The sequence below is a fragment of the Rhizobacter sp. P2_D12 genome (genome assembly GCF_056404395.1).
In genome coordinates, this window is the sequence record NZ_JBFUEB010000097.1 from 1 (window position 1) to 23,179 (window position 23,179).

General features: G+C 69.1%; 21 protein-coding genes. 10 read left to right on the forward strand and 11 right to left on the reverse strand.

Features of this window, described 5'->3' with window-relative positions; genetic code table 11:
• From AC1DYN_RS25255 to AC1DYN_RS25265, 3 genes are all read left to right on the forward strand, one after another.
• Window positions 1–732 (forward strand): aspartate aminotransferase family protein (locus AC1DYN_RS25255; protein WP_477964214.1); only part of this gene is annotated, 732 nt, incomplete at its 5' end.
• Window positions 729–2,057, forward strand: coding sequence for a type III glutamate--ammonia ligase (gene glnT / locus AC1DYN_RS25260; RefSeq protein ID WP_477964216.1), 1,329 nt, complete (start codon window positions 729–731; stop codon window positions 2,055–2,057). The genes AC1DYN_RS25255 and glnT, both read left to right, overlap by 4 nt.
• Before the next feature lie 20 nt (window positions 2,058–2,077).
• Window positions 2,078–3,007: a DMT family transporter gene (locus AC1DYN_RS25265; RefSeq protein ID WP_477964218.1), complete on the forward strand. Its 930-nt coding sequence runs from the start codon at window positions 2,078–2,080 to the stop codon at window positions 3,005–3,007.
• Here AC1DYN_RS25265 and dusA read toward each other — a convergent pair.
• Complete coding sequence (gene dusA, locus AC1DYN_RS25270) at window positions 2,999–3,937, reverse strand: tRNA dihydrouridine(20/20a) synthase DusA (protein ID WP_477964254.1); 939 nt, start codon at window positions 3,935–3,937, stop codon at window positions 2,999–3,001. The two genes, AC1DYN_RS25265 and dusA, sit on opposite strands and share 9 nt — an antisense overlap.
• 80 nt (window positions 3,938–4,017) lie before the next feature.
• Window positions 4,018–5,511, reverse strand: coding sequence for a hypothetical protein (locus tag AC1DYN_RS25275; RefSeq protein WP_477964220.1), 1,494 nt, complete (start codon window positions 5,509–5,511; stop codon window positions 4,018–4,020).
• Between the two features lie 162 nt (window positions 5,512–5,673).
• On the opposite strand from AC1DYN_RS25275, the gene AC1DYN_RS25280 reads away from it, so the two are divergent.
• The 7 genes from AC1DYN_RS25280 to AC1DYN_RS25310 all read left to right on the forward strand — a co-directional run bounded on the left by AC1DYN_RS25280 (window position 5,674) and on the right by AC1DYN_RS25310 (window position 12,275).
• On the forward strand, window positions 5,674–6,096 hold the full coding sequence (locus tag AC1DYN_RS25280) for a type IV pilin protein (protein ID WP_477964222.1): 423 nt from the start codon (window positions 5,674–5,676) through the stop codon (window positions 6,094–6,096).
• On the forward strand, window positions 6,084–6,548 hold the full coding sequence (locus AC1DYN_RS25285; RefSeq protein ID WP_477964224.1) for a GspH/FimT family pseudopilin: 465 nt from the start codon (window positions 6,084–6,086) through the stop codon (window positions 6,546–6,548). Before AC1DYN_RS25280 ends, AC1DYN_RS25285 begins: the two co-directional genes overlap by 13 nt.
• Complete coding sequence (locus AC1DYN_RS25290) at window positions 6,539–7,018, forward strand: type IV pilus modification PilV family protein (protein WP_477964226.1); 480 nt, start codon at window positions 6,539–6,541, stop codon at window positions 7,016–7,018. The genes AC1DYN_RS25285 and AC1DYN_RS25290 overlap by 10 nt, the downstream gene beginning before the upstream one ends.
• On the forward strand, window positions 7,005–8,072 hold the full coding sequence (locus tag AC1DYN_RS25295; protein WP_477964228.1) for a PilW family protein: 1,068 nt from the start codon (window positions 7,005–7,007) through the stop codon (window positions 8,070–8,072). The genes AC1DYN_RS25290 and AC1DYN_RS25295 overlap by 14 nt, the downstream gene beginning before the upstream one ends.
• The gene (locus AC1DYN_RS25300) at window positions 8,069–8,632 is read left to right on the forward strand and encodes a pilus assembly PilX family protein (protein ID WP_477964230.1); all 564 of its coding nucleotides are present in this window, start codon (window positions 8,069–8,071) and stop codon (window positions 8,630–8,632) included. The genes AC1DYN_RS25295 and AC1DYN_RS25300 overlap by 4 nt, the downstream gene beginning before the upstream one ends.
• Window positions 8,633–8,663: 31 nt before the next feature.
• Window positions 8,664–11,963, forward strand: coding sequence for a pilus assembly protein (locus AC1DYN_RS25305; RefSeq protein WP_477964232.1), 3,300 nt, complete (start codon window positions 8,664–8,666; stop codon window positions 11,961–11,963).
• Window positions 11,964–12,074: 111 nt separating this feature from the next.
• Complete coding sequence (locus tag AC1DYN_RS25310; protein WP_477964234.1) at window positions 12,075–12,275, forward strand: hypothetical protein; 201 nt, start codon at window positions 12,075–12,077, stop codon at window positions 12,273–12,275.
• A 17-nt stretch (window positions 12,276–12,292) separates the two neighbouring features.
• Here the strand turns inward: AC1DYN_RS25310 and AC1DYN_RS25315 are convergent, their stop codons facing one another.
• The 9 genes from AC1DYN_RS25315 to infB form a co-directional block, all read right to left on the reverse strand.
• On the reverse strand, window positions 12,293–13,177 hold the full coding sequence (locus tag AC1DYN_RS25315; protein ID WP_477964236.1) for an alpha/beta fold hydrolase: 885 nt from the start codon (window positions 13,175–13,177) through the stop codon (window positions 12,293–12,295).
• The gene (locus AC1DYN_RS25320) at window positions 13,174–13,968 is read right to left on the reverse strand and encodes an esterase/lipase family protein (RefSeq protein WP_477964238.1); all 795 of its coding nucleotides are present in this window, start codon (window positions 13,966–13,968) and stop codon (window positions 13,174–13,176) included. The genes AC1DYN_RS25315 and AC1DYN_RS25320 overlap by 4 nt, the downstream gene beginning before the upstream one ends.
• Window positions 13,969–14,011: 43 nt before the next feature.
• Entirely contained in the window at window positions 14,012–15,565 is a 1,554-nt protein-coding gene (locus AC1DYN_RS25325) for a wax ester/triacylglycerol synthase family O-acyltransferase (RefSeq protein WP_477964240.1), read from the reverse strand.
• Window positions 15,566–15,687: 122 nt separating this feature from the next.
• Window positions 15,688–16,767, reverse strand: a complete 1,080-nt coding sequence (locus AC1DYN_RS25330; protein WP_477964242.1) for an enoyl-CoA hydratase/isomerase family protein — start codon at window positions 16,765–16,767, stop codon at window positions 15,688–15,690.
• The gene (locus AC1DYN_RS25335) at window positions 16,764–17,630 is read right to left on the reverse strand and encodes a DMT family transporter (RefSeq protein WP_477964244.1); all 867 of its coding nucleotides are present in this window, start codon (window positions 17,628–17,630) and stop codon (window positions 16,764–16,766) included. Before AC1DYN_RS25335 ends, AC1DYN_RS25330 begins: the two co-directional genes overlap by 4 nt.
• A gap of 1 nt (window position 17,631) precedes the next feature.
• The gene (gene typA, locus AC1DYN_RS25340) at window positions 17,632–19,446 is read right to left on the reverse strand and encodes a translational GTPase TypA (protein ID WP_477964246.1); all 1,815 of its coding nucleotides are present in this window, start codon (window positions 19,444–19,446) and stop codon (window positions 17,632–17,634) included.
• 16 nt (window positions 19,447–19,462) lie between these two features.
• The gene (gene truB, locus AC1DYN_RS25345) at window positions 19,463–20,410 is read right to left on the reverse strand and encodes a tRNA pseudouridine(55) synthase TruB (RefSeq protein ID WP_477964248.1); all 948 of its coding nucleotides are present in this window, start codon (window positions 20,408–20,410) and stop codon (window positions 19,463–19,465) included.
• 4 nt (window positions 20,411–20,414) lie between these two features.
• Window positions 20,415–20,780: a 30S ribosome-binding factor RbfA gene (rbfA, locus tag AC1DYN_RS25350; RefSeq protein WP_477964250.1), complete on the reverse strand. Its 366-nt coding sequence runs from the start codon at window positions 20,778–20,780 to the stop codon at window positions 20,415–20,417.
• Between the two features lie 94 nt (window positions 20,781–20,874).
• A partial coding sequence (infB, locus tag AC1DYN_RS25355) for a translation initiation factor IF-2 (protein ID WP_477964252.1) occupies window positions 20,875–23,179 on the reverse strand: 2,305 nt, incomplete at its 5' end.

Below are 23,179 nucleotides of genomic sequence, written 5' to 3' on the forward strand. Positions count from 1 at the left end.
GCGGTGCACCACCTGTTCAAGGCCGACATCGAGGCCGCGCGCGTCGCCGCCATCATCTTCGAGCCGGTGCAGGGCGAAGGCGGTTTCAACGTGATCACGGCCGAGGCCGTGCGCTGGCTGCGCGAGCTGTGCACCGAGCACGGCATCGTGCTGATCGCCGACGAGGTGCAGACCGGGTTCGGCCGCACCGGCCGGCTCTACGCGATGGAGCATTTCGCCGACGTGCAGGCCGACATCGTCATCAGCGCCAAGTCGCTGGCCGCCGGCCTGCCGCTGTCGGCCGTCACCGGCCGCGCCGAGATCATGGATGCGCCGGCGCCCGGCGGCCTGGGCGGCACCTACGCCGGCAATCCGCTGGCCATCGCGGCAGCGCATGCGGTGATCGACGTGATGCGCGACGAGGCCCTGCCTGCGCGCGGCCAGGCGATGGGCGATCGCCTGAAGGTGCAGCTGGACGGCCTGCGCGCCGAGCTGCCGCAGATCGCCGACGTGCGCGGGCTGGGCGCGATGGTCGCGGTCGAGTTCAACCGTCCCGGCAGCATCGAGCCCGACCCCGGGTTCACGAAGCAGGTGCAGGGAGAGGCGCTGCAGCGCGGTCTGATCCTGCTGACCTGCGGCGTCAACGCCAACGTGATCCGCTTCCTGTTCCCGCTCACCATCCCCGAAGCGCATTTCGCCGAGGCGAGCGGCATCCTGCGCGATGCGCTGCACGCCGCGGCGGCGGCCGCATGACGGAAGGCATCGACGAACTGCGCCAGCGCCTGCTCGCCGAGGGCGTGCACACGCTGGTCGCGCAGTTCACCGACGTGCACGGCGTCGCCAAGGGCAAGTACGTGCCGATCGCGCACCTGGAGAGCCTGCTGGCCGAGGGCGCGGGCTTCGCCGGCCCGTCGATCTGGGGCACCGGCCTGCCGCGCACCGGCCCGCGCTCGGAGTACTACGGCCGAGGCCAGCCCGGGACCGCGCGCGCCCTGCCCTGGATGCCCGGCTATGCGCGCATCGTCTGCGACGGCTGGGTGGCCGGCGCGCCGTTCGACGCCTGCCCGCGCCAGGTGCTCAAGCGCCAGGTGGCCCGGCTGGCGGCGCGCGGCTGGACCTTGCGCACCGGCATCGAGCCCGAGTTCTTCCTGCTGCGCCGCACGCCGGACGGCATCGCGCCGGCCGATGCGCTGGACGGGCTCGACAAGCCCTCGTACGACCTGAAGACGCTGCCGCGCCAGGCCGCCTTCCTGCACGAACTGACCGAGGCACTGACGGCCTGCGGGCTGGACGTGTTCCAGGTCGACCACGAGGATGCGCACGGCCAGTACGAGCTGAACTTCCACCATGCCGACGCGCTGGCGAGTGCCGACCACCTGATGCTGTTCAAGCTGGCGGCGCATGCGCTGGCCGAGAAGCACGGCAGCCTTTTCTCGATGATGCCCAAGCCCTTCGCCAACCAGCCGGGCAGCGGCATGCATTTCCACGTGTCGCTGTGGGATGGCACGGATTGCGTGTTCGCCGACCGGCAACGGCCGCTGTCGGCGCTGGCCGGGCATTTCATCGCCGGCGTGCTGGCGCATTCGGCGGCGCTGTGCGCGCTGGCCGCACCCACCGTCAACAGCTACAAGCGGCTGGTGGTCGGCGAGTCGCTGTCGGGCACCAGCTGGGCGCCCGCCTACGTGGCGCACGGGCCGAACAACCGGACAGCGCTGGTGCGCACGCTGAACGGCCGCTTCGAATGGCGCGTGCCGGATGCGTCGGCCAACCCGTACCTGGCGAGCGCGGCGCTGATCGCCGCCGGGCTGGACGGCATCGAGCGCGAACTCGACCCCGGCCCGGCCTGCACCGACGACCTGTTCCAGCTGACACTGGCGCAGGTGCGCGAGCGCGGCATCAGGCTGCTGCCGCAAAGCCTGGGCGAGGCGGTCAACGCGCTGGAGGCCGATGCGGTGATCCGCGCCGCGCTCGGCGAGACGCTGGCCGGCGAATTCATCCGCCTCAAGCGCGCCGAGTGGACCGAGTACGCGCGCCATGTCAGCGGCTGGGAGATCGCGCGGTACGCTAGCGCCTTCTGAGAACCGCTTCCCTTCGCCGAATGAACTCAACGTCCCCGGCCGTGACGGCCGCGCACCGCGTGCACGCACCCTGGCTGGCCTACCTGTGCCTGGGCAGCTCGATGGCCCTGGTGGGCAGCTACGTCGGGTTGTCCAAGCTGCTGCTGGCGGTGTTCCCGGTGTTCCTGCTGGCCTGGCTGCGCTTCGGCATGGCGGCGGTCGCGATGGTCAGCTGGGTGCGGCGGCAGCCGGGCGAGGCGCCGCTGAGCCGGCACGACCGCGTGCTGCTGTTCTTCGAGTCGTTCTTCGGCAACTTCCTGTTCTCGATCTGCATGCTGTTCGGCGTGGGCATGAGCTCGGCGCTGGCGGCGGGCGTGATCATGGCCGCGATCCCAGCGGCGGTGGCGATCCTGTCGCGGCTGTTCCTGAAGGAGCGCATCCTGCCGCGCGTGGCGGCGGGCATCGCCTGTGCGGTGGGCGGCATCGCGCTGGTGTCGGTGGTGGCGCATGGCGGCGACGCGCAGGGCAGCAGCTCGCTGCTGGGCAACCTGCTGTTGTTCGGCGCGGTGCTGTGCGAGGCCTCGTACGTGGTGATGGGCAAGAAGCTCACCGGCAACGTCTCGGCCAAGCGCATCAGCGCGCTGGTCAACCTGTGGGGGCTGGCGCTGGTGACGCCGTTCGGGCTGTGGCAGGCCTGGTCGTTCGCGTTCGCGGCGGTGCCGGCGGCGTCGTGGTCGCTGCTGCTGTTCTATTCGCTGGCGGCCAGCATGGTGACGGTATGGCTGTGGATGACGGGCCTGCGCCAGGTGCCGGCGTCGTCGGCGGGGATCTTCACGGTGCTGCTGCCGATCAGCGCGGCGGCAGTCGGGGTGATCTTCCTCGGCGAGCGGATCAGCGTGACGCAGGCGGCGGCGTTCGGGCTGGCGATTGCGGGCGTGTTGTTGGCGACCTGGCCGGCGCGATCACGCTGACACGGTCTCGCGGTGCGCGATGCGCGCCACCTCGCGCGCCGGCTGCGTCTTGAGCTTGTGGTCCGACCACACCTGCCGCCAGCGCCGTGCGCCCGGCAGGCCGTTGCGCAACCCCAGCATGTGCCGCACCACGCGCGACCACGGCTCGCCATGCACGCCGACGCGCTCCATGTAGTCGACCATCTGCTGCTCGATCGCTGCACGGTCGAGCGCCTGCGGCTGCGCGCCGAAGAACAGCGCATCCCACTGCGACATCAGCCAGGGGTTGTGGTACGCCTCGCGGCCCAGCATCACGCCGTCCAGGTGCTGCAACTGCCCGGCCACCTGCTCCTGGGTCGTGACGCCGCCGTTCAGCACGATGGTCAGGTGCGGAAAGTCGCGCTTCAGGTGGTGCACCGTCTCGTAGCGCAGCGGCGGCACCTCGCGGTTCTCTTTCGGGCTCAGGCCCTTGAGCCAGGCGTTGCGCGCATGGACGATGAAGACCTCGCAGCCGGCCTCGGCGATCTGGCCGACGAAATCGCGCACGAAGCCGTAGCGCTCGTCCTGGTCGATGCCGATGCGGTGCTTGACCGTGACCGGGATCGAGACCGCGTCGCGCATCGCCTTCACGCTGTCGGCCACCAGCGCCGGCTCGTTCATCAGGCAGGCCCCGAAGGCGCCGCGCTGCACCCGTTCGCTCGGGCAGCCGCAGTTCAGGTTGACCTCGTCGTAGCCCCATTGCTCGGCCAGCTTCGCGCAGAAGGCCAGGTCGGCCGGTTCGCTGCCGCCCAGCTGCAGCGCCACCGGGTGCTCCTCGGCATTGAAGTCGAGGTGGCGCGGGCGGTCGCCATGGATCAGCGCGCCGGTGGTCACCATCTCGGTGTACAGGCGCGTGTGCCGGGTCAGCAGGCGGTGGAAGTAGCGGCAGTGGCGGTCGGTCCAGTCCATCATCGGGGCGACCGAGAGCCGCCACGGCGACAGTGTCGAATCCAGGGGCGTGTTCACGGGCGATATTGTCGCCGCAGGCGCAATCACCACCCCGCCATCCCGAACGCCCGGCTCCACGCCAGCTCGACCAGCGGCGTGCCGTGGCGGTCGCGCAGCGTCTGCATYGTGCCCAGGCCGAGCCGCCACTCGCTGCGCGGCGTCGCATTCCAGCCCGCCCACAGCACGGCCTGCAGGATCGCGCCGCCCTGGGTATCGACCCCGCCGCCCCCGGCCGCGCCGGCCAGGGCCTCGGCACCGAAGCGCAGCGCCGATTCGCCGGTCACCGACGCGACACCCGCACCGACCAGGCCCACCGAGTACGCCCCCGCGCTGCCGGCATAGGCGCTGTGCGCCTGGCCGCTCAGGTAGACGTTCGCGTCGACGAAGCGGTTCAGCTTCAGGCCGATCGTGTCCAGCGACTGGCGCCGGCCATCGCTGCGCTTGACGCGCGCATGGTGCTGCACCACCGCCGCCCATTCGGTGCGCACCACGCGGCCCTCGGTGCTGCGCCCGTCGTACCCGGGCTCCAGGTCGACGCCCAGCCACAGCTGCGCCTGGCGCGCCTGCATGCCGCCCTCGGCCGCACGCAGCCGGCCCAGCTCGGCGCCCAGCGTCCAGCCCGGTGCCGGACTCCATGACATCGTCGCCGCCGCCTTGCCGATCAGCCCGCCGCCGGTCGGCACCGCCCCACCGCCGCCCAGCCCCGCGGCCGCGCGCACGCCGACGCGCCAGGTGCGCAGCAGTTCGGGCCACGGCGCGACGTCGGCGCCGAGCGTGCCGAGGATCTCCATGTAGCCCGCGGCATCGCCCTTGGCCGCCGCCGCGGCCTCGAGGCCCCAGGCCAGGCCGTAGGCCGTGCGGCGTTCGGCCCGCGCGCCGGCCAGCCCGATCGTCGGGCGCACGCTGCCGTCGAAGCGGTAGGTCGACGCGGTGAGGGCCATGCGGTCGAAGCCCAGGCCGGTGGCGCGGCCCGGCACCGAGCCCGAGGCACCGTGCTCGCCGCCCAGGTACAGGAACTCGCCCCGCCAGGCGAGCGCGATGCCCGCCTGCTCGCTCGCGATGTCGCCGCTCGGGAAGCGCACCGACGACAGCGACAGGCCGAGCTGCAAGGCCGGGCCGAGGTCCTTCAGCAGCGTGACGGCCGGCCGCAGCATCAGGCCCGATCCCACCGGCGCCGCCGCACCGCCACCGCCGCCGGCATAGAAGCCCGAAGCCAGCGTCCAGCCGGCCGCGATCGACCAGCGGTGCTGCACCTCGACCCCGGCAACGAAGAAGCCGCCGCGCCGCCCGCTCGCACCGCCATAGACCCCGGGCCCGAACGCCCAGCCGTCGCCGACATCGAACAGCAGCGTGCCGCCGACCAGCCCGAGCCGCTCGCCTTCGGGCAGCCGCACGCTCTCGTAGCCGAACAGCGAGACGGTGCGCACCGAGCCGACCGGGCCGTCGCCGCCAGCGTCGCCGGACTGCGCCTGCGCGAACCCGCCGGACAGCAATGCCGCCGACAGCGCTGCCAGCGGGGGGAGAAACGAACGGTTCACGGCGGACAGGCCCTGGGCAAAGCTGCGCAGTATCGCTGTCTTTGCCTGGCGTGATGGCTGCCGCACCCGGTCTGTGCCCTTTGTTAACTACTGTGAGCAAGTGTTTCAAGGCAGGCCGTTCTCTCTACAGTCCGCTCCCATCCCATCTCGCAGAAGGCCTGTATGCAGCAGCGTCGCAGTCGCGGTTTCACCCTGATCGAACTGATGATCGCCGTCCTGATCGTCGGCATCCTGGCCAGCGTCGCGCTGCCTTCCTATGCCGACGCGATGCGCCGGTCGCGCGTGCCGGCGGGGCTGGAAGCGATGTCGGCCTACGCGATCCGCATGGAGCAGTACTACCAGGACACCGCAAGCTACGGCGGCAGCGCATGCGCCGTCGCCCTGCCGGCCTCGGCCGGCAGCTTCAGCTTCAGTTGCCAGCTCGCCGGCGCGACGGCCTACACGCTGACGGCCACCGGCACCGGCACGCTGACCGGCTACAGCTATTCCATCAACTACGCCGGAACGCGCAAGACGCTGAGCCATCCCAAGGGCGTCCCGGGCGCCAACTGCTGGTCCATCCGGGGCGGTTCATGCGACGCCTGAAGGCCCTGCGAGGCGTCTCGCTGGTCGAGGCCCTGGTGGCGCTGACCATCTCCGCGATGCTGCTCGTGGCCGGCCTGCCCGCTTTCACCGACTACCTGCGCAACACCAGGCTGCGCGAGGCCGGCCACGCCTTGCTGGCCGATGCGCAGCTGGCGCAGAGCGAGGCGGTCAAACGCAATGCAAGCGTCAGGCTGGAAACCACCGGCAGCCTGGTCCGCATCAGCGAGACCACGTCGAGCCCGGCGCTGGATCGCCAGCAGAACCTGCCCGAATCGATCGTCGCCACCAGCGCCAGCATCACCTTCGACAGCCGCGGCCGGCCGGCCGCCGACGCGGCGATCGACCTGCAACTGTCCGGCGCGGCCTGCTCGGCCAGCCTGCGCTGCCCCGGCCTGCGCCTGGACGCCGGTGGCGGCATCCGCCTGTGTGGAGACCTGAGCTCATGCAACTGATGCGCCGCCCTGGCCCCCCTTCCCTGCACCGGCGCCGCGGCATCGGGCTGCTGGATGCGTTGATCGCGATGTCGATGCTGGCCTTCGGCATGCTCGGCCTGACCCGGATGCAGGCGCGACTGATCGCCAACAACAGCGATGCCCAGGTGCGGCTGGCCGCCACGCGGGCGGCCGACGAGCTGCTCGGCATGGCGCAGCTCGACGGCAGCAATGCGGCCTGCTACACCTTGCCGGCCACCGGCGTCTGCACCAGCAGCGACGCAGCCGCCAGCGCGGCGCAATGGAAGACCGCCGCGCTCGCCGCGCTGCCCACCCATGCCGGCGTCGCGCCCAGCGCGGTCGCGACGCTGGACAGCAGCACCGGCCGGCTGCAGCTGGTGCTGAGCTGGTCCGGCAAGCCCAGCCAGATCGGCTCGCAGCTGGCGACCGACACGCACACCCTGACGGCGGTGACCGATGTGCGCCAGTGAACACACGACGCCGCGCCGGGTGCGCGGCAGCTCGCTGATCGAGGTGATGGTGGGCATCGTCATCGCGCTGCTGCTGGGGCTGGTCGTGATGGGCATGGCGATCGGCTTCGCGGCCACGCAGCGGCAGGCGGTGGGCAGCACCGCCGCCACGGGCAGCGGGGCCGCGGCACTCGATGCATTGCGCACGCCGGTGCTGCAGGCCGGCCTCGGCTTCTTCGGCAGCAGCAGCTACCGCTGCGGCACGCTGAACTTCAGCGTCGGCAGCACGGCGCGCTGGGACGGCAGCGCCTTCACGCCGTTCACCGTGACACGCCCGGCCACCGGCTTCAGCGACACGCTGGAGCTGTTGCACGCCTCCAGCGTCTACGGTGGGGCCGACGTGCCGCTGGTCAATGCCAGCGCGAGCGTGGCGTCCTTGAGTTCGCACCTGCCGGCGTCGCTCGGCCAGGCCGTGCTGCTGTCGCCGGCGGCGGCGGGCGGCGCGTGCATGGTGCGGTCGATCACCGGCATCACGCCGGCCACCACGTCCAGCTACGAGCAGCTGAGCTTCGGTGCCTCGGACACCGACGGGCGCTACAACCAGGCCAGCTTCACCACGCCGGCCAGCTACACCCATGGCGACCGGGTCGCCCTGCTCGGCAGCCTGTCGGCCTACCGCTACCAGGTCAGCAACCGCATGTTCCAGCAGCTCGACCTGGTGAGCGGCAGCACGGCGACGCTGGCGCGCGAGGTGATGGCGTTCCGCGCGCAGTACGGCATCGCCGCGTCGTCCGGCACACGCACGCTGAGCAGCTGGGTCGAACCGAGCGGCAGCTGGGCCGCGCTGGGCAGCAGCAACATCGACAGGGTGCTGGCGCTGCGGCTGCAACTGCTGCTGCGCAGCGCGCAGCCCGAGAAGCGCGACGCCGCCACCGGGGCCTGCGCGGCCACCGTGACGCCGCCCACGTTGATCACCGGCGAGAGCTTCACCCTGAGCGAGGACGACAAATGCTACCGATACCGACTCGTCACCACGGTGATCCCGCTGCGCAACATCGCGACGGGGTTGCAATGAGACCGGCCCGTGCATCGCGGCAGCGCGGCAGCTCGGTCTTCCTGGTGCTGATCGTGCTGGCCACGCTGCTGCTGAGCGGGCTGGCGCTGGCGCGCATGACGGATGCCAGCACGCTGCTGACGGGCAACATCGCGAGCCGGGCGGCGGCGCTGCAGGCGTCGGAGGTGGCCATGAACACGGCCTACACGGCGGTGCGCGGGTTGGCCAACGAGGCAAGCAGTTCAAGCACCGACTGGTACCGCGAGACGCTGGCGAGCGACCAGACCGCAGAAGGCCTTCCTTCGCTCAACTGGGATCAACGGCCATCGCAAAGCGTCGGTGCGTACGACGCGAGGTATTTCGTCGAGCGCGTCTGCGACGACGGCACTGTGACCGACGTCTTCAAGCAGTGCCTCCTGAAACAAGTCGACATGCCACTCAACCGCGGCGAAGCCCCCGCGGATCGAGGCAAGCAACTCGACAACCCCTACGTCACACAGTTCCGCATCACGGTGCGCGTGACCGACAGCCGCGGCATGACGGTGTTCGTGCAGGCCTTGGTGACCAAGGGAAGCGTGTGAATCCGATTCCGGCCCGATGGAGCGATACCCCATGAACATCAAACGCCTTTGCACCCTGGTGCTGCTCGGCGGCCTGTGCGGGTCGGCCGCCAATGTCCACGCCACCGACGTTGCCGGCCGGCCGCTGAAGGCCAGCGTGCTGGCCAAGCCGAACCTGCTGATCGGCTATGACGACTCGACGTCGATGGACGCCGAGGTGTTGTTCGATACGAACGAGGGCATGCTTTACTGGAGCATTAGCGCCAACACCGCCTGGTTCCCCGATGGCACATTGATAAGCGCCGGTGACGACTACGCTTACCTGTTTCCAGAACCACTGGTCACGCCAGCGTTGTTGCGCCTGTCCAGCAATGGCGGCATTCCGCCTACACGGCAATTTGCTTTCGCCCGATCAAGCGCCTACAACCCGCTGTACTACGACACGATGGCCACCTACAAGCCGTGGTCAGCGGGTTACTACGACAACGCGCTGCACCGATTCTCCGACGCGAATCCGGTCGCCGTGTTGTCGCACCCGGTGTGGGGAACCGAGCCCCAGAATCTGACAACGACTTGGTGCGTCGCCAACTTGTTCACTTTCAGGAACGGGATGATTGTCGACAAGGAGCAGCGGACCGGCACGAACTGCGCCACCATAGAGCCGGTCGATCGCACAATCTACGCCTCTGGAGTAGAGCACGTCACGATCGCCTACTACCCGGCCACATTCTGGCAAGTAGAGTCGTGCGCGGTGGTCACCGGCGATGCTAACTGCGCATACGCACCGGGGCGAACCAAGACCTTGAAGCGCTACGAGATCAAGGTCGGCAACTCTTTCCCCTCCGGGCGCAGCTATGCGGACGAGCTGCAGAATTTCGCCAACTGGTACCAATACCACCGCAAGCGCCGGCTGATGATGCCGGCCGCCTTGGGCACGGTGCTGGAGATCGTCGGCGGCATGCGAGTCGGCACGGTGGCCTTCCATGCGACCAAGGCGCCGACCATGTATGACGTCGACACGGTCGACCAGGCAAGCAACTTCCTGGCAGCCACCGGCGAAATCTACAAGGTGATCGGAACCAGCGGCACGCCGACCCGCCCGACGCTGAACTACATCGGCCAACAGTTCATGACGAATCGCCAGGTGGTGCAGTACGCGTGCCAGCGCAACAACGCAGTGATCGCGACCGATGGGTATCCGAGCAGTCTGGCGGTGGAGCCGCCCAGCTACGACCAGACGACGTGGGGCTCTGGAGCGCCGTACGCAACGACCGAAAAGAAAACGATGGCCGACCTCGCACTCGCCTACTACACGCTGAACCTGCGGCCTGACCTGGCGACCGGCCGCGTGCCGACGAGTGCAGCCGATGCGAATCCGGATTTGCACATGAATACCTATGGCCTGTCGCTGGGAGTCAAGGGAACCCTGTGGCCCGCCAGTGCCGTGCCTGCCGCGAGTACCACCGCCTATCCGTGGCCCCTTCTTTCGGTCAGCAGCGGCAAACCAGCGGGACTGGATGAACTCTGGCACGCGACGATCAATGGCCGGGGGCAGATGTACCTTGCCACCAACCCCACCAACACCGCGGCCGCACTGCAATCCGCCTTCGACGACATGCAGGCCCAAGTGGGTGGGCAGGCCGGAGCCAGCGTCAGCTCGATCAACTTGGCACATGGCGACAACCAGGCCTATGTGACCAACTACAACGTGAAAGGGTGGATGGGTGAGCTCAGCGCCCACACGATCTCCAGTGCCACCGGCGTGGTGAACACGTCGAAGCTGTGGTCGGCCTCGGACTTGCTGGCGGCACGCGACTGGACGACTCGCGTGATCGCCACGTTCGACGGCAGGCAAGGCTCCCAATTTCTTCCAAGCTCCTCGCCCCTTGCCACGTTGCTCAATCCTGGAGGCGTCTACGGCGACACCGGTTCGGTCATGAACTACCTGCGCGGCGAACGCAGCGGCGAAGGCACCACCTGGCGCAAGCGCTACGGCCTGCTGGGCGCACTCATCAATGCCGCACCCGTGGTCAGTTCCGAAGACTCCGTGGTCTATCAAGCCGGCAACGAGGGCATGCTGCACGCCTTCGACAGCAAGAAGGGCAGCGAGTTGTGGGCGTACATCCCCTACAACGTGTTGCCCGCCCTGGGGAAAACCACCCAGCGCTCCTATCGCTTCAGCACCCTGCTCGACGGTACGCCGACCCTCGTCGACACCGGCTCGAAGAAGATCTTGCTGGGCGGCCTCGGCACCGGCGGCAGCGGCTGGTATGCGCTGGACGTCAGCAAACCCGGCGGCATCACTTCGTCTTCCGCGCTCGCGTCGCGGGCCCTGTGGGAGTTCCCGAATGCCGACACCTCGCCAGACGTCCGGAACACGCTGGGCCTCGCGGTCGGCGCACCGCGGATCGTGCGGATCAAGGGCAGCAACACCTGGACCGCGCTGGTCAGCAGCGGCTACAACAACGCCGCGCAAGACGGCAAGGGCCGCCTCTTCCTGCTCGATGCCGGCACCGGCGTCGTGCAGGCCACGCTGGTCGCGAATGCCGGTGTTGCATCCATCGACCCGGGCTTTGCGCAGTTCACGCCCTACTACGAAGACGACGGCAGCGTGCAGTACGTCTACGGCGGCGACGAGCTGGGCAACCTGTGGCGCTTCGACCTCGTCGACCGCACCGTCAAGCGCCTGGCCGTGCTGAAGGATGCAAACGGCACTGCACAGCCGGTCACCGCGGCACCTGCGCTGGTTCAACACGAAGGCCAGCGCGTCGTCTTCGTCGGCACCGGCCGCTTGCTGGGATTGAACGACCTGTCGACGACGCCCGGCACGCAAAGCCTCTATGCCATCGCCGATGGCACCGAACTGACCAACCCGCGCAGCAAGCTGACCCAGCAGATCTACAACGCCAGCGCCGATTCGCTGACCAGCAACAGCGTCAACTGGACCGGATCGCGCGGTTGGTACGTCGACCTGCCGAGCGGCGAGGTTGTCAACACCACCCCGGCGCTGGGCTTCAATGCACTGGTTGCGGTGACGAACAAGTCCGCCATCGCAGACTGTTCGGCCAGTTCGCGGCACTATGTGATCGACATGCGCAGCGGCTCGTCGATGACCGGCATCGGCTACGTGGGCAAGACCCTCTCGAACACCGACATGTCGTCGCGCATGACCTTGCTGCGCACCAGCGGCACGGCGGCCGGCTCGGCAAGCGGTTCCTCGACCACCAACTGCGGCACCGGCGGCATCGCCGGCATGACCACCACCGCATCCGGCCAGACCCAGACGCAATCGCTCAACCTCTGCCAGGCCATCCCCTCCCGCAAGAACGCCTGGACCGAAATACGCCGCTGACCAGCACCCACGCGCTCGGCGCAACTGACAACCTCGGACATCGCTCGGGTTTACTGTATATCCATACAGCCTCGGACTAGCATCACGGCCCAACGACTGAAGGCCACCTTGATGAATGCCACCGAATGGACCCTCCGATGCGCCGAACGCCTGCACGAGCAATGGCCGCGCGTCGACCGCAGCGACCTGGAACACTTGGCCTGGGCGCTGTTGTCCGAGCCGCACTGGCAAGGCATGGACCCCTGCGCTGCCGCGCTCGAATGGCTGGAGCTGCGCACCGAGCCGCGCGCGGCCGCCAATGACCCGACCTGATCGACCCGACCTGATCCTCAGGCGCGGCCGGCGGCCAGCGCAATGCCTTGCGCAAAGCGCGGCAGCAGCGGCAACGGCAGGTCGTGCCCCATGCCGTCGATCAGCTCGAGCTCGGCGCCCGTGATCTTGCGCGCAAGGTCATGCCCCGCGGCCACCGGCACCAGCGGGTCGGCCTGGCCGTGGATCACGCGGCACGGCAGCTTCACGCCGGCCAGCCGCGCGCTGCGATCCCCATCGGCCGCAATCGCCACCAGCTGGCGCGCCGTGCCGGCCGGCCGGTAGGCACGCTGCACCGCGGCCTGCAGCTTGGCCTGCATCCAGGCCGCGTCGGGCCGGTAGCCGGGGCTGCCGATCAAGTGCATGAAACGGCCCAGGTGGGCGGCCACGGAGGCGGGGTTCTTCGGATCCTCGGGGCGGCTCATCAGCGCCCGCCGCACCTCGGGGCTGGCCATCGGCAGCCGGCGCGAGCCGGTGGTCGTCATCATCAGCGTCAGGCTCTTGACGCGCTGAGGATGGTGGATGGCCATCAGCTGCGCCACCATGCCGCCCATCGATGCGCCGCACACATGCGCCTGCGCGATGCCCAACGCATCGAGCACGCCCACCGCATCGTCGGCCAGCGCGCGCAGCGGGTACGGCGGCGTGATCGGCAGGCGGAACGCGAACTTCATCGCGGTGATCGCGATGTTGGGCACGCCGAGCGCATCGAAGCCCTCGCTCAGCCCGACATCGCGGTTGTCGAAGCGGATCACCCGGAAACCACGCGCCACCAGCATCTGCACCAGCTCGTCGGGCCAGGCCGTGAGCTGCATGCCCAGGCCCATCACCAGCAGCAGCGGCTCGCCATTCGGCGCGCCGTGGTCTTCGACTTCGAGCGAGACGCCGTTGGCCGAGAGCTTCATGCGGCCGCGGCGGTCTTGAAGAACCACTTGCGCGCGCCGCTCGCGTCGAAGCGCTGCCAGCGCGCCGGGTCCTGCGCCAGCCGGTCGGCGATCGCGTAGAGCGCCAGCGGGTTCATGCCCATGCCGATGTGGCTGGCATGCACCTCGATGTTCTCGGCCAGCGGCCCTTCGTCGTTGATGCTGCACTGCCACGCGACGACGCCATCGCTGCGCGAGTAGATCGACGTGGTGGGCACCGGCGGGGCCTGGCGCACCTGTTCGAGCAGCTCCGGGTCGTGCACGCTCTGGCCGCTGACGAGTTCATAGAAGCGCCACGCGTTGGTCGCGCGCGGGTGGCCGGTGAACGGCGTGCCGAGCGTGATGACGCAGCGGGTCTGCTGCGAGCGCTCTTTCGCGATCTCGCGCGCGTAGACGCCGCCCAGGCTCCAGCCGATCAGGCTCAGCGGCTTGCCGTGGCGCCGGGCCAGCAGGTCGGCGCGGTCCAGGCAGCCCTGCAGCACGCCATCGCGCGGGCCCAGGTTGAAGCCCTGCTCCCAGGCATAGGGCTCGTAGCCGCGGTCACGCAGGAAGTTGCGCAACGGGATGGTGGTGAAGTCGGCGGCGCCAAGGCCGGGGAACACCAGAACCGGGTGACCGTCGCCGGGCGGCAGCTTGTCGAGCAGCCGGTTCAGCACCGGCGACGACGCGACCATGGCAGCGTACTCCCACGGCGCGCGGCCTTCGAGCAGCAAGAGCAAGGCGTTGGGGGCCTTCAGCGTGTCGTGGGATTCCTGCGCGCCGTCACGGGCCATGGTTCAAGGCCGAGCGGCGGCCTGTCGTGAATACGCTTGCATGTTAACGAGCAACAGCGGCTTTGGCTGGAGCCTTGGCCCTAGAGGGAACACGCAGCCGCCGTGTCGCCTTGGCGACAGGCTGCGGCCTGGCAGGCTCGGGCACGGGGGTGGCCATCGCCGTCGGCGGCAGCGCCAGCAGCTCGTCCAGCGATTCGCGCAGGTGCACGGCCAGGTCCGCCACCTCGGGCATCGCCCGCGCGCAGGCGATCAACCCGAAATCGAGCGACTCGTTGTAGCTCTGCACGGTGATGTTGAGCGCGACGCCGTGCACGACGATCGAGGTCGGGTAGTTGGTCAGCATCCTGGCGCCGGCCATGTACAGCGGGAAGGCCGGGCCGGGCACGTTCGAGATCACGACGTTGGCGATCGGCGGAATGCGGTCAGCCACCTTCGCGCGACCGTACAGCGAGGTCACGGTGCTCATCAGCCAGGGCACGCCCAGCGAAGGAAAGTCGGTGGGCATCAGGCTCTTGACGCTGCCGAGGGTGGATTTCATCGCGGCGCTGGCCGCCTTGACGTAGAGCAACCGCTCCATCGGGTCGGCGACGTGCGTGCCGAGGTTGACCACCGTCATCGAAGCCTGGTTGTTCGAGGTGGTGTCGCCGGCCGCGCGGGTGGACACCGGCACCGCCGCCACCATCGACTTGCGCGGCAGCGGGCCGTGCTGCAGGAAGTGCCTTCGCAGCGCCCCGCCGCACACCATCAGCACGACGTCGTTCAGCGTCGCATCGTGCGCGCGGCGCAGCGCCTTGATCTGCGCGAGCGGCAGGCTGACGGCGGCGAACGCCCGCGTGGCGCTGACGGTGGTGTTGAGCCGCGTGCGCGGTGCGAGGCCGATCGAGGCGTCGTCGCCGCCCTGCCCCCGCACCTTGGCGACCGCGCTGTTCGCGAGCCCACCCGCGCCCTGCATGGCCGCCTGCGACAGCGCGCCGACCGTGGACGGCAGCGCCTTGACGATGTTGCCGTACTGCTGCAGCTGGTGCGCCAGCACGCCGCTCAGCATCTCGGCCAGGCCGAGCTGCATCTTCTTCGCCGGGCGTTCGGCGTGCTCGATGTCGCGCGGCTGCGGCTGCACGTCGAGGATGGCCTGGGCCAGCGCGATCGCGGCCTGGCCGTCGACGGCGGCGTGGTGCAGCTGCGTGTAGAGGGCGAAGCGCTTCTCCTTGTTCGGCCCGGGCGCGAGGCCTTCGAAGACGTGGAACTTCCACAGCGGGCGCTCGCGGTCGAGCAGCACCGGGTGAAGCTCGCCCACCTGGGCGTCGAGTTCATCGAGGCCGCTGTTCTTCGGCAGCTTGATGCCGACGATGTGCTGCATCAGGTCGGGCGCCGCATCGACCCACACCGGGTTGGCCAGGTTGAACGGCATCCACGCGAGCTTGCGGCACAGCGCCGGCGCCAGCGGCAGGCGCGAGCCGATGTGTCGGCGGATGTCGGCGACGAAGCTGCCCTTGTAGCTGGCCGGCAGCTCGAACAGGTGCAAGGCGCCGACGTGCATCGGCATCTCGGGCGTCTCCATGTACAGGAATGACGCGTCCAATCCGGACAGCTGCTTCATGGCCTCTCCCTGGTGCGGTGAGGCCATCCTAGGGTGCGGGTGCGGCCGTCGTTCCTCGGGGAAGCCCGTAGCCCGGATGGCAATCCGGGGTGTGCCGGACGATCCCCGGATTGGCATCCGGGCTACGACAGTCCGCGCAACGGATGCGCGAACGCCGGCCACGGGCTCGCGAAGAACGCCGCCACCATCTCCGGCGTCACGTCCTCGATCCGCGCCGGGTTCCAGCGCGGCCGATGGTCCTTGTCGACCGCCAGCGCACGGATCCCTTCGACGGTCTCGCTGGCCGTCCCGGGCCGCAGCTGGAAGCAGCGCCGCACCAGGTCGCGCTCCATGCGCAGGTCGTCGGCCAGCGTCATCGTACGGGCGCGCCGCACCTGCTCCAGCGTCACGGCGGTCATCAACGGCGAGCCCTTGTCCAGCATCGCGAGCGTCGCGGTGGCCCACTCGCCGGCCTCGGCGCGCAGCGATGCAACGATGTCCGCCAGCGTGTCGCCCGCGAAATGCCGGTCGATCGCGGCGCGGTCCAGCACCGTCGTCGCGGCCGGCGCCACCGCACGTGCCCGCACGGTCGCATGAACTTGTTCCGCGTTCTCGTGCGGCTGGTCCGTCAGCGCCTCGACCAGCATGGCCAGATCGCCGCTCGGAACGCACACGTCGGCCAGCCCGCAGTCGATCGCATCGCCCGCCCCCAGCACCTGCCCCGTCATCGCCAGGTACTCGCCCAGCCGCCCCGCGCAGCGCGACAGGAACCAGCCACCGCCGACGTCCGGGAACAGCCCGATGTGCGTCTCCGGCATCGCTAGCTTGGAGCGCTCGGTCACGACGCGCATCGACGCGCCCTGCGAGATCCCCATGCCGCCGCCCATCACGATGCCGTCCATCAGCGCGACATAGGGCTTCGGGTAGCCGTGGATCAGGTGGTTGAGCGCGTATTCCTCGGTGAAGAAGTCTTCGATCTCCGGGTTGCCGGCCAGCGCCGCCTGGTGGAAGAAGCGGATGTCGCCGCCGGCGCAGAACGCCACGCCCTTGCCGTCCCGCCCCGCACCGCGCACGACCACGGCCGTCACCGCGGCGTCGTCGCGCCAGGCCAGCAAGGCCGCAGTCAGCTCGCGGATCATCGCCAGCGACAAGGCATTCAAGGCCTGCGGCCGGTTCAGGGTCAGCAGGCCGATACCGTTCTTCACTTCAGCGACGACGCTCATGCCACACGCTCCCGCAATCCCACCCATGCGTTGACGAACAAGGTGCCCAGCACCAGGCTGCCGCCGACGATCACCGCGACGGAAGGTTGCTCGCTGGTGCCCAGCCAGGCCCAGGCGATGCCGAACACGATCTCCAGCAAGGCCAGCAGCGACATCTCCGGCGCCGGCAGGTGGCGTGCCAGGCGCACCGCCAGCACGCACGGGATCGCCAGCTGCACCAGCCCCAGCATGCCCAGCAACGCCACGTCGTGCAACGAGGCCTGCAGCGGGAAGGACAAGGGCAGCGTGACGATGGCCGAGATCAGCGAGCCGAGCAGCAGCGCCGGCACCAGGTCGACGTCCGCACCGCTGCGCTGCAGCGTGTTCCAGTTGATCGCGCTCGCGATCGGCACCGCCAGCGCCACCAGCGTGCCGAGCAGGTGCTTCGGCTCCGAGCTGACGCCCTGCCCGTACATGTAGGCGATGCCGATGCCGGCCAGCACGATCGCACCCCAGGTGCGCGGCGCCACGGGATGCCCGAGCGTGAAGCGCGCCAGCACCGCGGTGATCAGCGGCGCGATGCTCATCGTGATCAGCACGTTCGCCACCGTGGTCAGCGTCAGCGCCACCATGAAACAGGTGAACATCACGCCCCACATCAGGCTGGACAGCAGCAGAGGCCGCCCGCCGGCGCGCAGCAGCGCGAGCGTGCTGCGTCCGTGCACGAACGCGTAGTAGACGCCCAGCGACGCGAAGGTCGCCAGGCTGCGCCAGAACGTCACTTCGAAGCTGCGCGCCGCCTCGAGCTGGCGCGTCACCACGCCGGCGATGCTCCACATCAGCGTGACGACGAGCATGCCGGCCACCGCCCGGCCGTGGGTCATGTCACTCGCTGCGCGAGGCACGCTTGCGGTCGTGTTCCTTCAGGTGGCGCTTGCGCACCCGGATCGACTTCGGCGTGATCTCGACCAGTTCGTCGTCGGCGATGAACTCGACGCCGTACTCCAGCGTCAGGATGATCGGTGGCGTGATCTTGATCGCGTCTTCCTTGCCGGAGACGCGGAAGTTGGTCAGCTGCTTGGCGCGCACCGCATTGACGATCAGGTCGTTGTCGCGGCTGTGGATGCCGACGATCATGCCCTCGTACACCGGATCGCCCGGCTTCACGAACATGCGGCCGCGGTCGTCCAGCTTGCCCAGCGCATAGGTCACGATCTCGCCGTCGTCCTGGCTGATCAGCACGCCGTTCTTGCGCCCTTCGATCTCGCCCTTGTAGGGCTCGTAGCCGTCGAAGATGTTGCTGATCAGGCCGGTGCCGCGCGTCAGGTTCAGGAACTCGTTCTGGAAGCCGATCAGGCCACGCGCCGGGATCTTGTACTCCAGGCGCACGCGGCCCATGCCGTCCGGCTCCATGTTGACCAGCTCGCCCTTGCGCTCGCCCATCGCCTGCATCACCGCACCCTGGTGCTGGTCTTCGACGTCGGCCGTCACCATCTCGATCGGCTCGTGGCGCTCGCCATCGACCTCCTTGAACACCACGCGCGGCTTGCTGACGGCCAGCTCATAGCCCTCGCGGCGCATGGTTTCCAGCAGGATGGTCAGGTGCAGTTCGCCGCGGCCCGACACCTCGAAGATGCCGTCTTCGTCGGTCTCCCTGACCTTCAGCGCGACGTTGCTCTGCAGCTCGCGCTGCAGGCGGTCCCAGATCTGGCGGCTGGTGACGAACTTGCCTTCGCGGCCGGCCAGCGGCGAATTGTTGACGCAGAAGTTCATCGTCAGCGTCGGCTCGTCGACCTTCAGCATCGGCAGCGGCTTCGGGTCTTCGATGCTGGTCAGCGTGACGCCGATGCCGATGTCCTCGATGCCGTTGATCAGCACGATGTCGCCCGGGCCGGCTTCAGTGGCTTGCTGGCGCTCCAGGCCCTCGAACTTCAGCACCTGGTTGACGCGGGCGTTGAACGGCGTGCTGTCGGGGCCGCTGAACACCGCCACGTTCTGCATCGGCTTCAGCGTGCCCTGGTTGACGCGGCCGATGCCGATGCGGCCGACATAGGTGGAATAGTCCAGCGAGCAGATCTGCAGCTGCAGCGGGCCGGCCGGGTCGCCTTCGTGCGCCGGCACGTGCTGCAGGATGGCGTCGAACAGCGGCGCCAGGTCGGCGCCGGTCTCGCCGGCGGTCAGCGTGGCCCAGCCGTTCAGGCCCGACGCGTAGATCACCGGGAAGTCGAGCTGCTCCTCGGTGGCGCCCAGCTTGTCGAACAGCTCGAAGGTGGCGTTGATCACGTAGTCGATGCGCGAGCCCGGGCGGTCGACCTTGTTGACGACGACGATCGGCTTCAGGCCCAGCGCCAGCGCCTTCTTGGTCACGAAGCGCGTCTGCGGCATCGGGCCCTCGACCGCGTCGACCAGCAGCAGCACGCTGTCGACCATCGACAACACGCGCTCGACCTCGCCGCCGAAGTCGGCGTGCCCCGGGGTGTCGACGATGTTGACGTGCGTGCCCTTCCATTCCACCGCGCAGTTCTTCGCGAGGATGGTGATGCCACGTTCCTTTTCGAGGTCGTTGCTGTCCATCACGCGTTCGGTGACCTTCTCGTTCTGGCGGAAGGTGCCGCTTTGGCGCAGCAGCTGGTCGACCAGCGTGGTCTTGCCGTGGTCGACGTGGGCGATGATGGCGATGTTGCGGATCTGTCGGGTCATGACGGGCTCTCTACGTTCAAAATGTGCTCAAGAGGCCTTGCACCTCCACCGGGCTCAAGAGCCTTGTTGAAATCAGCTCGCCGGCGCTGACGCGCCCGCTGCCCAGGAATGCGCGCGGCTGCGGGCCATACACCCGCACCTGCTCGGCATCGGCCAGCGGCAGGCGCCGACGCAGGCCGCTCAGGAAGCGTCCCGCGTCTTCGTCGCCCAGGCGCACCACCGGCCAGTCGGCCAGCAGCGCATCGGCATCCAGCAGCAGCGCGTCGCGCGCCGCCTCGTCCATCTCGGCCAGCTGCTCCAGCGTGTGGGCGCGGTCCAGTGCCAGGCCGCCGCAGGCCACGCGGCGCAGCGCCGCCAGGTGGGCACCGCAGCCGAGCACCTCGCCGATGTCCTCGGCCAGCGTGCGGATGTAGGTGCCCTTGGAGCAGCGCACGTCGATCGTCCAGCGGCCGTCCTGGCCGCCAGTGTCGCCGTCGACGATGTCGATGCGATGAATCGTCACCGAACGCGCCTCGCGCTCGACCTCGATGCCGGCACGCGCATAGTCGTACAGCGCCCGGCCGTCGCGCTTCAGCGCCGAATGCATCGGCGGCACCTGGCGGATCGGGCCGGTCAGGCCTGCGCAGGCGGCCTGCAGCTGTTCGCGACCGACGTTCACGTCGCGCCGCTGCAGCACCTCGCCCTCGGCATCGGCCGTGGTGGTGGTGACGCCCAGCTGCAGCGTCGCGCGGTAGGTCTTGTCGGCCTCCAGGCTGACCTGCGAGAACTTGGTGGCCGCACCGAAGCACAGCGGCAGCAGCCCGGTGGCCAGCGGGTCGAGCGTGCCGGTGTGGCCGGCCTTCTCGGCACGGTACAGGCGCTTGGCCTTCTGCAAGGCGTCGTTGCTCGACAGGCCGAGCGGCTTGTCGAGCAACAGCACGCCGTGAACGGCGCGCCGCGGGATGCGCGGGCGGGGGGCGTTCACCGGATCAGTCTTCCTTGGCTTGCGTGGAGTTGGCCTGCTGGATCAGCGCGCTCAGCTCCGCGGCCCGCTCGGTCGTGYGGTCGAAGTGGAAATGCAGCGTCGGCACGGTGTGGATCTGCAGCCGCTTGAACAGGCCGTTGCGCAGGAAGCCGGCGGCCTCGTTCAAGGCCTCCTCGCATTCCTTCACGTCGCCCACCAGCAGCGAGAAGAACACCTTGGCGTGCGCATAGTCGGGCGTCACCTCGACCGCCTGCAGCGTGACCATGCCGATGCGCGGATCCTTCAGGTCGCGGATCAACTCGGCCAGGTCGCGCTGGATCTGGTCGGCAATGCGGAAACCGCGGTTCGGGATGGATCGTTTGTGTCGCATGTTCAGGCTCCTGCAGACCGGCGGCGCGGCTCACCAAACACAAACCCCGCCGTCTTGTCGAGGGCGGGGTTTGGGATGAGACCCACGCTCCGCTTTACAGCGTTCGTGCCACTTCCTTGACCTCGAAGAACTCCAGCTGGTCGCCCTCGGCGATGTCGTTGTAGTTCTTCAGCTTGATACCGCACTCGAAGCCTTCCTTGACCTCGCGCACGTCGTCCTTCAGGCGGCGCACCGACTCGACCTCGCCGGTGTAGACCACCACGTTGTCGCGCAGCAGGCGGAAGCGCGCATTGCGGCGCACCACGCCCGAGGTGACCATCGAGCCGGCCACGGTGCCGATCTTGGACGCCACGAACACCGTGCGGATCTCGGCCGTGCCGATCACCTCTTCGCGCTGCTCCGGCGCCAGCAGACCGGTCATGGCCTGCTTCACGTCGTCGACCGCGTCGTAGATGATGTTGTAGTAGCGCAGGTCGACGCCGTTGCCTTCGGCCAGCTTGCGCGCGCCGGCATCGGCACGCACGTTGAAGCCGATGATGACCGCCTTCGACGCGATCGCGAGGTTGATGTCGCTCTCGCTGATGCCGCCCACCGCCGCGTGCACGATCTGCACCTTGACCTCGTCGGTGCTCAGCTTGAGCAGCGACTGGCCCAGTGCTTCCTGCGAACCCTGCACGTCGGCCTTGATGATCAGCGCCAGCGTCTGCGCCTCGCCCTGGCCCATGTTCTCGAACATGTTCTCGAGCTTGGCGGCCTGCTGCTTGGCCAGCTTGACGTCGCGGTACTTGCCCGAGCGGAAGGTGGCGATCTCGCGCGCACGGCGCTCGTCGGCCAGCACCATGAACTCGTCGCCCGCCTGCGGCACCTCGGTCAGGCCCTGGATCTCGACCGGCAGCGACGGACCGGCTTCGGTCGTCGGCTTGCCGTTCTCGTCCAGCATCGCCCGCACGCGGCCGTAGCTCGAACCCGCCAGCACGACGTCGCCGCGCTTGAGCGTGCCCGATTGCACCAGCACCGTCGCGACCGGGCCGCGGCCCTTGTCGAGCTGGGCTTCGATCACCAGGCCCTTGGCCGGCGCATCCTTCGGCGCGGTGAGCTCGAGCACCTCGGCCTGCAGCAGCACCTGCTCCAGCAGCTGGTCGATGCCCTGCCCGGTCTTCGCCGACACCGGCACGAACGGCGAATCGCCGCCGAAGTCTTCCGGCACGACCTGCTCGGCCACCAGCTCGGACTTCAGGCGCTCGATGTTGGCCTCGGGCTTGTCGATCTTGTTCATCGCGACCACGATCGGCACCCCGGCCGCCTTGGCGTGCGAGATGGCTTCCTTGGTCTGCGGCATCACGCCGTCGTCGGCCGCCACCACCAGGATGACGATGTCGGTCGCCTTGGCACCGCGCGCACGCATGGCCGTGAAGGCCGCGTGACCCGGGGTGTCGAGGAAGGTGATCATGCCGCGCGGCGTGTCGACGTGGTAGGCGCCGATGTGCTGCGTGATGCCGCCCGCTTCGCCCGCGGCGACGCGCGCCCGGCGGATGTAGTCGAGCAGCGAGGTCTTGCCGTGGTCGACGTGGCCCATCACGGTGACGACCGGCGCGCGCGGCAGCACTTCGTGCACCGCCTCGGCCTGGGTGTCCTCGAGGAAGGCTTCCGGATCGTCCAGCTTGGCGGCGAAGGCCTTGTGGCCCATTTCCTCGACGAGGATCATGGCCGTTTCCTGGTCGAGCTGCTGGTTGATCGTGACCATCTGGCCCAGCTTCATCAACTGCTTGATCACCTCGGACGCCTTCACCGACATCTTGTGCGCCAGGTCGGCGACGCTGATGGTCTCGGGCACGTGCACTTCCTGGATCTGCTGCTCGGCCGGCGCGACGAAGTTGCCGCCTTGCGAATCGTTGCGGTCGCCACGGCGCCCACCGCGCGGTGCGCGCCAGCCCGGACGGGCTGCGGCATCGTTGCGGGTCTTGAGCGCGCGCTTCTTGGCAGCGTCATCGGCCCAGCTGGAAGACAGCTTCTCGGACTTGACCGACTTCTTGTCGCCCGGCTTCTCGCCCGGCTTGGCGGCCGTGGCGGTGGTGGTCGTGGCGCCCGGAGCAGCCGCCGGCTTGTGGATCGTGCCCTTGATGCCTTCCTTGCCGGCTTCCGGCTTGGGCGGCTCTTCGGGCTTCTTGGCCGTCAGCACCTTCTTCGGCGCGTTCATCATCGCGCGGATCGCGGCAGCCTCGTCCTCGGCGGCCTTGCGGCGCTTGGCCAGGTCGGCGGCGCGCTGCTTCTCTTCGTCGACGACGTCGGCGGCCTTGATGACGCGCAGCGCCGGCTTGGGCGGCTCGACCGGTGCGGCGGGCGCAGCCGGGGCCGCAGCCACCGGGGCGGCGGCCGGCGCGGGTGCGGCGGCGGCCGTC